The sequence below is a fragment of the Ligilactobacillus apodemi DSM 16634 = JCM 16172 genome (assembly GCF_001434405.1).
GTDB classification, from domain to species: Bacteria; Bacillota; Bacilli; order Lactobacillales; family Lactobacillaceae; genus Ligilactobacillus; species Ligilactobacillus apodemi.
On sequence record NZ_AZFT01000053.1, the window covers coordinates 695,482 to 706,638 of the forward strand.

Sequence of the window (11,157 nt, forward strand, 5' to 3'; positions counted from 1 at the left end):
CTGTTAACTGTATTGAATTTCTAACTCTAAGATTCCATGGATCAACGGAATATCTGTCGTATTATCTCCCATCAACTGACTTTCACTGTTTACAACAGTATAGTTATAGTGCTCAGTTCGTCTGTTGTGTTGGATCACATTTAGCAGATCATTCAAGATCCTTGACACTTCAAAACGTCGATCATGCTCCGCATACACATCAAGTTGAATATGCGTTTTACCTAAAAATCGAGTCTTAGTGATCCTATCGATATTTTGTTGATAACCGACATAAACAAAAGGATATGCTTGACTTTCATCTGGTAAATAGTCAAAAGTCGCATATCCTGATTCATTTGATAATTCTATGACCTTCTCAAAAATTTCTTGATATGGGTCCATCATTTAACCAACCCTTTCATTTTCGAGATAAACACTTCTTTTTCGCTCTCAAAAGGTTTCTTGAGATAGTGGCGAGCAGGCAGTTTACGTGTCCCATACTCTTGATAAGCTGCATAAGCTGTATCGTACATGACCTTGCCTTCCAGACCGCCATTACCGATAGTTTGCGTCATACTACGTTTTAACGTACCACCACGATAACCATTTGGCGCTTTTGTCTTAGCTGGATATCTGCGTCCCCAGCCAACAGGTACAAGCTGTTGACTTTGACGTGCAATATTGACCGTTGAACCTTTTACCAGTTCTTTTACTTGAGTCATTTTTTTATTAGACATCAGAGCTTTAACAAGTTCATCCGTCCCTTTTAGCTCAACTTTATAACCTGCCACGATACTCAACTCCATATAACGCTGTGCGACGCTCTGAGCTAATGTTTAACGTTATCTGATATGATTTATCATCAACAATAAAATAGCCCGTTCTAACGCTCACAGGTCGTTGAAAGCGAGCGATCACACGCTCTTGTTTTACATCACCGAATACTAATTGCTGTTGTTGTGCTCCCATCGATGTTAAGTTAACAGGTAAGATCTCACCTTCAAGATCATTCTTTTTGAAAGAAGCTCTTTTGTTAAAACGCATCTTAAGCACCAGCCTTATCTTCAGTAAAAAATACGATCTTCCCACGCTTTTTTTCTGAATTTTTTTCAGAATTGTAACGCTCGATCACGTTCGTATACTCATCAAAATCGCTTGCAGGATAAGTGATACTTTCTCCTTCTTGGCTATAAGACTGCATCCCTTCATTACCAAGACGGTTAAATCTGGCAAGCGTCACAGGTAATACTACGGCTTCCAATGGTGGTGGTACTGAGGTCTCATCAACCATCATTGAAAGCTGATTACGTGTCATCTCTTCTAGAGCTAAGATGACATCGTCTTGTTCATTATCTGTGATCCCTGCCAGAAGCTTGACCGTGTTTACCACTTTCATTGTTCCTTCTGACAATTAGATCACCTACTCGCTAGCTTTGGCTTTAGCTTTCTTTGTGTTCTTTACTGCATCTGGATCAGAGGAATTCGTATCATGGCCTGGCATGGTTTCAAAGACGTTATCGTCTGTTGTCATATTCAATCCTGCAAATGCTTCATCTTTGACTACTAAAGCAGCTACGTGCATTGTTACACGTAAAGCTTTCATACCTTGTTCAAACAAGTTGATAGGTGTGCCGTCTTCGTTAGTCAACGTAGATAATTGTGCTTGGTCAGATACAGAGTACTCTAAGCCTGCTGGAATACCGTAATATAAATAATTAAAGTCCCCAGCGATTAAAGATCCTTTAGGAAGTTCATCTGACTTTAGATTTACGGTCGTGATCCCGTCGATTGTTCCATTGGCCCGATCATATAATGATGTTGCCACACCGTTTTCAGTCTTGACCGCTTTGCGTAAGGCTGAATGGTTTTGCACTTTGGAAATAAAGGCATTTGGCTCAATATTATTGTCATATAACTTATCTTCAAGATCTAAGATAGTATCATAATCGATCGAACCAGTGATGTTTGTACCAGCAGTAGCGATCGAACGTGCCAACGATTGCTTGAACGGGTTGTTCTTACCTAACAAAACAGCTTCATCAAATTTCTTATAAAAAGCTTCAGCGATTTTAGGTTTCATGAATTCAAAGAAATTGCTCATACCCCATTTGAGGTATTCATCAGATACAGGCAAGATAACAGCCAATTTCTTAGCTCGCATTTCGACTGTCTTCCATTCGCTCTTGGCCGTTGGGATCTTTTGAGTTTCATCTACCCAATAAGCCCCGCCACCTTTAACGAAGACATCGAACTTCTTTTCTAAGCCATCCATAGCTTCATACTTACCAAGTTGCATGACTTTTGAATTTTGCATGATCTCTTGGATCGTCAAGATCGCATGTTTTTCTGGGATACTCCCATCTCGTTTTTGTAAAAGTGTTACGTTATTTGGATCAAATGTTTGTGGCATTGTAAGCCCTCCTCTATTTAATTAATCTATTGGTTTGTGCAAAGCTAGCAATATCATTCATTGAATTGTCACTAGTCTTAAAACCTGCACTTTCCTTTGGACTATCCGTTTTAGATAGCTCTTCGACTCGTGCTTTGACCAACATATCAACTGACTCAGCAAGTTTGCGAATATTGCTGTGCGTCTTTTCAGCGTCATCAGTCAATACCAAATCAACAAGATCTGCAGGTAGTTTCTGCTCTTCTAATTGCTTTTGTGCTTCGATACGATATGCTTTCATGTTTAGTTCATGCTCACGTTGCTTTAAAGCCTCTTCACGACTCTTTAGCTTAGCTTCAGCACGATCTTTAGCATTCATGCTGGCAAGGCGCTTAGCTTCGTCTTCACGCTCTTTTAACTTGGTATCAAGCTCATCATTCCATTTAGAACGTGCCGTTTCTAAAGCTTTAGCTACTCGCTTATCCGTATAGCTATCCAAATCAGATTGCGACTCAAATGTTTTATATGGCTTTGCTTGTTCCTCTTCAGTTGCTGTTGTATCTAATACTTCTTCAGTATTCATTGGTTTTCCTCCTAACCACATACACACGATCTAGACATAATAAAAGCGCCCACTCACAAGCAAAGCTTCCAAGCACGCGCATCTAGTCATCCATATACAGTTTTATTTTTTAACGATCGTTCTTTAACGTCTGCGATCGCAAAAAGACAAAATATCATTTCTTATCTTTCTTTTTATCACCATGATTCTCAGCAAACCATTTTACAGTGCCTTCAACCCATTCCTTTTCTTCTTTTGTTTGTGGTCGTTTGACATTATTCCAAAATTTTAATTGCCCACTTGTACCGTATAACCTCGAATGTTTATCTATCTTCTTTATCATCGATTATTTCCTCCAAATCTACGGTAGGAATACCTTTATCGTTGTAATATATTCTAAGTATCCTAAATGGTGTATCTCTCTTGAACAATACTTCCTGTTCGTTCTCATTATACTTTGAAACATCTCTCCCTGTCTTGCTATTCAATATTTCAAAGTGTAATTGCTCCTGATTTTCGCCGTAGTGTATTTTAGAAGTTGAAAGATAAGCATTGTCTGAAAAAATTTCTCCAATTTTGAAATTCTTTGCAAAGCTCCTAAGGTCATCAGCAGTTTCAAAGAAATAGTCGCGCTGTAATCTACCACTATATTTTGGTAATTTATCCAGTGCAGCATCAAGGTATCTTACCATTTCTTTTTGATCATCGGTCAGCATGTCTGGATAATATCTAAGCATATTATTTAGAGTATATGATTCAGAACTAATGTATCTATTCAAGGCGTGACGTTCTTTCTCACTCATTATCTCAGCCGGCATTATCGAACATAAGCAATTAGGATGAAACGGGTACATGTTATACCCTACAACAGCTCTATCATGCCGATATGGCCCACCAGATGCAGCACGACGACAAATACGACACGCACCACTTTCAAAGCTAATATCGTACCATTCGATAACACCTTGTTTATAGCTATCTAGCTGAACATCACCTTGTACTCTAGCTGTCTCAGTAATCAAAAGACGCCCAACCTGATACGACTGAGCGTCAAATATTTTCTTAAATTCAGAGATATATTGGTTAGGATTCTTGCCTTGTAAGATCGCACTGTTTAGCACACTTCCTAGCTTAGATTTTAAAGCTTCTGTGTTATGCCACACGTTATTGCTAAACGTCACATAGCCATTACCAAGCTTATATGACGCATTGACTAAGCTTTTTACTTTCTTATCATCAAATCTAAGTGACTGTCCTAAGATACCTGCTTGGCGTCGATATTCATCTAAGGCAACTTTGTGTAAATGCTTATAAGCTTCATCATTCAGCTTACCTGTCAAATTATCGATCTCAAGGTTGAGCTCCATTTTTAACAGTTGCAAGCGACTTACTCGCATCTTCAAGTTGTACAACTTCAAATCAGCATTAGCTTGCGGTGAGGTATCCATATTTTGCACATACTGCTTAGCTTTATCAGCAAAACGTTCAACATCCATTTTATCGGCAAGTTTCATAGCTTCCGCCATTGTCATTTTACCGTTTTTAGCATAGCGTAGAAAGTTACGGTTAATATCAGCTTCAATATCATTTAAAGCTTTATGATACTCTTTCATGATCTCATCGGTCTTACCCGATACGACTTTACGTAATTCTTTAGCATGTTCCTGCTCACGTTTGAGCCAGTAATCCTTGCTATCCATCTACATCACCGTTTTTGCTTTCTTTAGTCGTATTTGAGCGCACTTCTTTATCGTCTAATCTATTTACATTGTTAGCCTGTTTAAAGCTCTCTGATAGCTTGTCAGAGCTTTGTAGTTGCTCTTCTTCTGCTTTGAGATTGCTTTCTTCTGTTTCAGCCGTGGTAAAGTGTGTTAAATCGTATAAAGTCTTACGTGAGATAGGCACGCCTGCATCTATCAACATCGTTACTTCTTCACTGACCGCATAAGGCAGATTAGGTGTGTAATCTACTAACACATTAGAATGCTCTTTCTTAGAAACAGATAGATTACTTTCTAAGTTGAACAACAATTCGCAACGATTAGCAATCGAACGTTTAAAAGCGTTGATCGTTTGCCCGATAGCTTGTTCAAAGCCAAAGATCTTATACCGCATAGCCACGCCCGTTGTATTGCCAGCAAAGTTTTGATCAGTCATATCTGGAATATTGCTGATGTTAAAAATATCTTTGCGAATACGCTCTTTGTAACTCTCACTAGCAGCACTATCAAATTCAGGGCTGATATATTTAGCGTCAAGACTTGTAGCATTACCATTGCGATCGATACCACTTTGAAGACCTAAAATACCATATTGCTGTATCTGCTTTATCAACTCATTTACGTTAGTATTAGCAGTCGAAAAATCACCATTGATGACTAACAATGAATTGATAACGTCAGTCATATAGTTGCTCGTATCACTTTCCACTTGGTCGTAAGCATCGATCAACGGCAATACATCTTCATACCACGACGTGCGATATTTGTTGCTTTGATACTCAACGATCGGCACACCATTATAGAAATGACCATCGGTGTGATCTTCCTGTAAGGCAGCATTTTTAAACGTGCTTGGCTTAAAATAAACGATGTTTTTATCGGTATACAAGATCGTCTGATATGATTTCACGCTATCTTTACTGAAACCAGCTTCGACGATCCTTACTGCTGCTACCGGCCTGCGTTCGATAGTCGTGTCATAGATCACAAACGTTTCAAACACATTTGCTTGTTTGATCTTGTTGCCGTCATCATTCTTATATTGGATATCGTAAGCACGTCCAAACTTCGCAACGTCATACATCAACTCGTTATCCAAGGTCACTATATCGTTTGCTTTATTGAACTCTAGTAGCTTATCATTCAACTTGTTATCATCTGGCAAATTATATGACAGTGGTACACTAGTCGTATATCCCGCCACAAATTGCGCGATCAACTTACCAAAATTATGTGCGATCCGATGATCCGCTTTATTTTTATCCAAACGGCGATCGCCACTAAAGATACCTGCATTACGTCCTTTAGAATAACCATCTAAAACTTCTAATCGTGGCACTTGATTAGTGATGAAGTGCAGTATCATCTGTGTTAGCGTCTCATAATTATTATCTGTCAAGTCATCTAAAGAGTTGACTCGATAATGAATATTGCTATTTACAGAAAAAGGGAACAAGCTATTTTTATTAGCATTGCTCCCCAAACCATATTCAAATTCACTTACTTTATCCATTACATAAACCTCTTCAATCTAGCCAGCTCTTCAACTGACATGCTTTCTTCTAAGTGGTCCAGATAATCGTTATACATTGCGTAACGCATGCTGTCCATACAGTCATCATCTTTCTTGATGACATCACCCGTCTTTTCGTTCCAAGCATAGTTATAGATCTCTTTGCGAAACTGTGGACAATCATCATAGACGACTCTAAATTTGTCGTTATGCATTGCTCCAGCTACATACTCGATACCATTCAAGACATTTTTATTAGCGTTCATTGCTCGAATGCCTGCTTGACTCAGATCATAAATATGTTCAGGATTGGCAGTATCACAATAAAAAGGGATGTTCCCAAAACGCTCCTTAATATCCTTTGCCACATCTACCCAATAAGCGATCTGCTCATAACTAGCAGCATGCTCTTCCATTAGCGTATATTGACCATCTCTATATCCCATAACAGTAAAAACAGTCTTATGGTTAAAGCCCCAGTCAACTCCAACAAAAAAGCGCTCGTATGTTTCATCGAACGCTTGTTGCCTGTTTATTGTCATTGTACGTCTATCAAACTCGGGATAAACAAGCCCTTGACCTGATACCCATAAACCCAAGATAGAACGATCGTAAAACATCCCCGTTGGTGTGGTCGCCTTAAGACCTTCGATATAGCTTTGATCAAGTGTTGTATTTTCTTCAAGCTTAAAATTAAAGTACAACGTCTTGCCACTATCATTTTCTTTATCGATATACTGTGTCTTTAACCAATGCTCGGGATGGTCTGGGTTAGTATCACAAATAATATGTGCTCCTGGTCGTGAACAGCGGTTATTTATCTCTTGGAATACGTTTTGATCAGCTAATGAAGCTTCGTTAACGTAAGCACCATAACTGGTCATACCACGGATAGAGGCCATACCACGGATAGAACCAGTATATGCTGGCACGATCTCAACGCCTAACAAGTGATAATGCCCAAATCTATCAGTCTTAGGCGCTATCCTAAACTGATTGCCAAGCTCTGAAATGATATTCGTATAGATCGTACCTGACGATACACCAGCAAGAATATATTTAGGATTTGAATCTCTCAGCTGTTTTGCCAGCTTTCTGACTCTATACAACTCAAGCAAGAACAAATAATTGTCAATATACGTCTTGCCTGAACGAACAGAACCCGAATTGATTAGAAAACGAAATTCTTTAGTGCGATAAGCATGTAACACTTCACGCTGTTTCTTTGTCAGTACATCATTCAGTGCCATGTTCCCGTTCATCCTCGCTTTCAATCGTTTCGATCAATTCTAATAAGTGATCTTCTGCACTACCGTCACCGTTTTGTAAGATCTTAAGTTTAGCTTCCTTGATTTTTGTATCAAGTTCAGAGTCTTTAATACGATGCTTAAGCAACTCTCTTTCTTCAACCGATAACTGACTATCGTTATACTTATCACGCCAATTATTTTTGAGCCAAAATATCTGTGCGGTGACGTGCCCACTCTTAGCTTTTTTGAACAGTGCATTCTCAATGATAAAGTTAGCCTGCTCTTTTCCCATTTTTAAGGCGTTGGATATGTTAGGGTATTTCTTTATCCAGTCATACAACGTCTCACGTCTAATTCCAATATTATGAGCGATTTGTTCATCAGTCAGACCATCACGTTTCCAGCCTTGCAGTAATAATAAATTTTCAGTTTCTAACCACTTCTTGTACTGTCCTCTTGCCATTTCAAGTAACGCCACCTCCTTTCAAGTTATAGCGCTGCTGGGAAGATTCGAACTTCCAACTAGAGTTATGAGCTCCGGTCACTTATCCTAAAAGTCAGCAACAAAAAAGCCGTTCGCTTTAGTTCGTTACAACTCTGCGCTCGGCTTGATAGGCACTCCTTATGTTTATTTTCCCGATAGGATATGCCAATAGATCAATCAAGGATTCGAACCCCGACTATCTAAAATCAATATATACAAATTTACGTTCATTATCCCAATGTAATTTAATTAATCAAACGAATTTTAATACATCAAACGCCATATCTTCTGCCACATCTTCTAAAAAATCAGAGATATATTTTTTTAATTCATACGAAGAAGTAATTAAATTTCCACTGTCGATTACTACGCCATTATCAATAGTCCCATAGAAATTAATTGCTGTTCCTAAATCATTTAAAAAATCTACTACATGCATTTCTTCGGACATACCATTATGTTCTGCAACCAAATTTGAATTCATTACTTGATTGTATTCCTTTTTTGTCATCATCTTGATATCCTCCTATCGGCAAAAGCTCTTGAAACTAATTAATTTTGGACGTTGGTTAAATTTCTTTGCTAGTTCTTTTGAACGGTTGTTGAAATGATTGATGTAAGGCATAACCAATTCTTTAGCTTCTTCCATTGTTGCGTTACCACTTCGATATAACATACGTCCTTTTTCTGCTTGGTCTCTCAATTGTTTTGTTTCGTTTGTCATTTTATCTTACCTTCCTTTCCTTGGTACACTGTAAGCTTAAGGTAAGAGTATAGGGGGTTCAAGAGATTATCCAAGCTTTTACTCACTTTCTTCTAACGGATCATCAGCCACTTCTATTTCTGGAAAATGCTCTTTGATTTTCTTAGTATCTCCCTTATAAAACACTAAAACGTTTTGATGACATCTAACCACTTTACGATTTACCATATTACGACGAGCACGAATAGCACCTGAACCAATGATGTTAACTAACACAATATCGTTATAAAATATAAATCCTTGCTCTTTAAATGCTTTTTTAGTTAGCCCTTGCAGGTCGCGGTAGTGTCCATCTTTCTTACTTCTGACGTCAGAAATAACAACTACGGCGAAGCGGTTATCCCTGACTTTGTTAGCACCACGCTTCAATATCTCAACATAAGTCTTATCAAAATCAGACTCACTCATGTTCGATATATCTTGAGGATCATCAGAGTATACTTCAAGATCAGCATACGGCGGACAAGTCAATAATAGATCTTGGCTGTTATCTTGAACATACTCATCAACATTCAAACTATCATCATTGATCCATGTAATATCATTAGGAACACCTATTTGCTTAGCATTTTCAATATTGGCTTCAACCTGTTCTTTTCTAAGCTCTATTCCAGTATATTCATGACCTAAAATCGAAGCAGTTACGCCACGAACGCTACCACCAGCAAATGGGTCATAAATTTTTGAACCTTTATGTGGAGTAAACCAGTTGTACATCAATTCACACAAAACAGGGTCAAATATTGAGGTTCCACCCGTTGCACCACCCATATCAAGTGATTTAGCAAATGTTAGGTTTCCCTCTCGTCCGACCTCACTAGCAATCCCTAAGTCTAACCATTGTTTCTTGCGTGATTGCCACTCTCCACGACGTGTATCAAGGATAGATCCAGGAAATACTCCGAATTTTTCAGATAAAGGGGGAGCATCATTATCTTGTGACATGACTTTTCTAAAAGTTGATTGTTCATCTTCCATAAAATCATCAAATCCAAAATCAGACATATCCAGATCAACAATATCATCTAGTTCTATATCTAACAGTTCCATATCCCAATCAGCTAATTCACCGGTTTTGTTATCAGCTAAACGATATGCTTTTACTTGCTGTTCTGATAATGTATCAGCAATCACAACTGGTACTTTTTTCAATTTTAATTTCTTAGCAGCTTTTAAACGTGTATGCCCTACAACGATCACGTTATCCTTGTCAACCACGATCGGTTGTTGCCACCCGAATTCTTTGATTGAATTAGCTGTTTCTTGCACCGCATCATCATTAACTCGGGGATTGTTTTCATATGGCTTAACTTGATCAATAGGCATTTCGATCACTTTCATTTGATCGCTCCTTTCTGCAAAATAAAAAGCCAGCCTATTACAGCTGACTTAGATATTATTTGAATTTCTTAGCTACAACGATCAACATAGCTAATATAATCAGCAATGTTACACATGCTGTCAGTAAATAAATTGTTAACATGTACGCATCTCCATTTTTGATAGCTAAAGGCCTAGGTTGGACTTGCACCAACACTTTATCACTAGATAGACCATTTTGCTCGCTTCGGTCAGTTGCGAGCTGGACTTATCGCGCCCACACGCTAAACTTATTTAGTGACGCTCTAGCACGTCATGCTTTCTCATCCAAGATATTCTCAAAGTAAATAATCAAACTCATGTCCCATTTCTGGAACACTATCATAATACTATGATGTTCCAACGGTTTACCAGCGCTATTTCAACGGTTTTACAGCGGATTTCCAGCGGAAAAGCAACGGTTTATTCTGATAGTCTCTTATCAAGCAGTTCTTTAAGTTCTAATAGATCTTCATACTTGCCATACTTCGTGATAAATGTCCTTGCTACCGATCGCTTGCGCATATAGGCAGCCTTTTCTTTGTTCTTAGCTTGCCAGCGTTTATTCCGTTCTGTCTGTGATAATGCCATTACTTCATCACCCACCAAGCAATTAATCCAGCTATCACGATCAAGGCGATAGCACTTGTGATCATCTCTTTTTTAGTTGTTCTTCTAACAGAGGCACTCATTTTAAATTTACCCTTTTGATATTCAAATAACTTCATTTGTACAACCTCCTATTTGATGTGTTATACTAAAAGTACCAAGAAGGGGAAGGGCGATTCCCCTCCTGTGGTAACTAATCAATGTTACCACTCAAAAGTAAGCTCAAAGCTCGCAATTACCAAATTGATCTTGACAACAAGTTTGGTTTTTGTGGGCTTTTTTGCTTGTAACCTTTTAAGTAGGCTCATCAATCTCACCTCCTTCTTGGTACTATTTTAGTGTACTATATACATTACGTAATTGCAATACTTTTATATTAAAAAAAGCCTGATTTCTCAGACTTTTTCACTTATATTTGTGTAAATCTTTCCACCATGGACAACACGTCTCAAAAGCATCTGCAAACTCGTTTTCGGCTTTACGCTTCTTTACACGATATTGCGTCTCTTCACATCCTAACCTTTCGCA

Annotated in this window: 16 protein-coding genes; all 16 read right to left on the reverse strand. The window is 38.3% G+C overall.

Going from position 1 to position 11,157, the window contains the following annotated elements:
* Positions 1-3: 3 nt before the first annotated feature.
* Positions 4-384, reverse strand: a complete 381-nt coding sequence (locus FC32_RS08660; RefSeq protein WP_051533677.1) for a hypothetical protein — start codon at positions 382-384, stop codon at positions 4-6.
* On the reverse strand, positions 381-785 hold the full coding sequence (locus tag FC32_RS08665; protein WP_082587127.1) for an HK97-gp10 family putative phage morphogenesis protein: 405 nt from the start codon (positions 783-785) through the stop codon (positions 381-383). The genes FC32_RS08660 and FC32_RS08665 overlap by 4 nt, the downstream gene beginning before the upstream one ends.
* Positions 757-1,023, reverse strand: coding sequence for a hypothetical protein (locus FC32_RS08670; RefSeq protein ID WP_025087909.1), 267 nt, complete (start codon positions 1,021-1,023; stop codon positions 757-759). Before FC32_RS08670 ends, FC32_RS08665 begins: the two co-directional genes overlap by 29 nt.
* 1 nt (position 1,024) lies before the next feature.
* On the reverse strand, positions 1,025-1,390 hold the full coding sequence (locus tag FC32_RS08675) for a phage head-tail connector protein (protein ID WP_155891503.1): 366 nt from the start codon (positions 1,388-1,390) through the stop codon (positions 1,025-1,027).
* A gap of 9 nt (positions 1,391-1,399) precedes the next feature.
* Positions 1,400-2,389 (reverse strand): phage major capsid protein, encoded by a 990-nt coding sequence (locus FC32_RS08680; RefSeq protein WP_025087911.1) that lies wholly within the window; start codon positions 2,387-2,389, stop codon positions 1,400-1,402.
* A 13-nt stretch (positions 2,390-2,402) separates the two neighbouring features.
* Positions 2,403-2,951, reverse strand: a complete 549-nt coding sequence (locus FC32_RS08685) for a DUF4355 domain-containing protein (RefSeq protein ID WP_025087912.1) — start codon at positions 2,949-2,951, stop codon at positions 2,403-2,405.
* A gap of 154 nt (positions 2,952-3,105) precedes the next feature.
* A complete protein-coding gene (locus tag FC32_RS10615) occupies positions 3,106-3,273 on the reverse strand; it encodes a hypothetical protein (protein ID WP_155891505.1) in 168 nt (55 codons plus the stop codon).
* Positions 3,254-4,630 (reverse strand): minor capsid protein, encoded by a 1,377-nt coding sequence (locus tag FC32_RS08690; protein ID WP_025087913.1) that lies wholly within the window; start codon positions 4,628-4,630, stop codon positions 3,254-3,256. Before FC32_RS08690 ends, FC32_RS10615 begins: the two co-directional genes overlap by 20 nt.
* Positions 4,623-6,164, reverse strand: coding sequence for a phage portal protein (locus tag FC32_RS08695; protein ID WP_025087914.1), 1,542 nt, complete (start codon positions 6,162-6,164; stop codon positions 4,623-4,625). The genes FC32_RS08690 and FC32_RS08695 overlap by 8 nt, the downstream gene beginning before the upstream one ends.
* The gene (locus tag FC32_RS08700) at positions 6,164-7,414 is read right to left on the reverse strand and encodes a PBSX family phage terminase large subunit (protein WP_025087915.1); all 1,251 of its coding nucleotides are present in this window, start codon (positions 7,412-7,414) and stop codon (positions 6,164-6,166) included. The genes FC32_RS08695 and FC32_RS08700 overlap by 1 nt, the downstream gene beginning before the upstream one ends.
* Complete coding sequence (locus tag FC32_RS08705) at positions 7,401-7,877, reverse strand: hypothetical protein (RefSeq protein WP_025087916.1); 477 nt, start codon at positions 7,875-7,877, stop codon at positions 7,401-7,403. Before FC32_RS08705 ends, FC32_RS08700 begins: the two co-directional genes overlap by 14 nt.
* Before the next feature lie 274 nt (positions 7,878-8,151).
* Positions 8,152-8,412, reverse strand: a complete 261-nt coding sequence (locus FC32_RS08710) for a hypothetical protein (RefSeq protein ID WP_025087917.1) — start codon at positions 8,410-8,412, stop codon at positions 8,152-8,154.
* Positions 8,413-8,424: 12 nt separating this feature from the next.
* Positions 8,425-8,622 (reverse strand): hypothetical protein, encoded by a 198-nt coding sequence (locus FC32_RS08715; protein WP_025087918.1) that lies wholly within the window; start codon positions 8,620-8,622, stop codon positions 8,425-8,427.
* Between the two features lie 78 nt (positions 8,623-8,700).
* Entirely contained in the window at positions 8,701-10,002 is a 1,302-nt protein-coding gene (locus tag FC32_RS08720) for a ParB N-terminal domain-containing protein (RefSeq protein ID WP_056957397.1), read from the reverse strand.
* A 441-nt stretch (positions 10,003-10,443) separates the two neighbouring features.
* A complete protein-coding gene (locus FC32_RS10810; RefSeq protein WP_004047968.1) occupies positions 10,444-10,611 on the reverse strand; it encodes a hypothetical protein in 168 nt (55 codons plus the stop codon).
* Complete coding sequence (locus FC32_RS10620) at positions 10,611-10,748, reverse strand: hypothetical protein (protein ID WP_156399008.1); 138 nt, start codon at positions 10,746-10,748, stop codon at positions 10,611-10,613. Before FC32_RS10620 ends, FC32_RS10810 begins: the two co-directional genes overlap by 1 nt.
* Positions 10,749-11,157 lie beyond the last annotated feature (409 nt).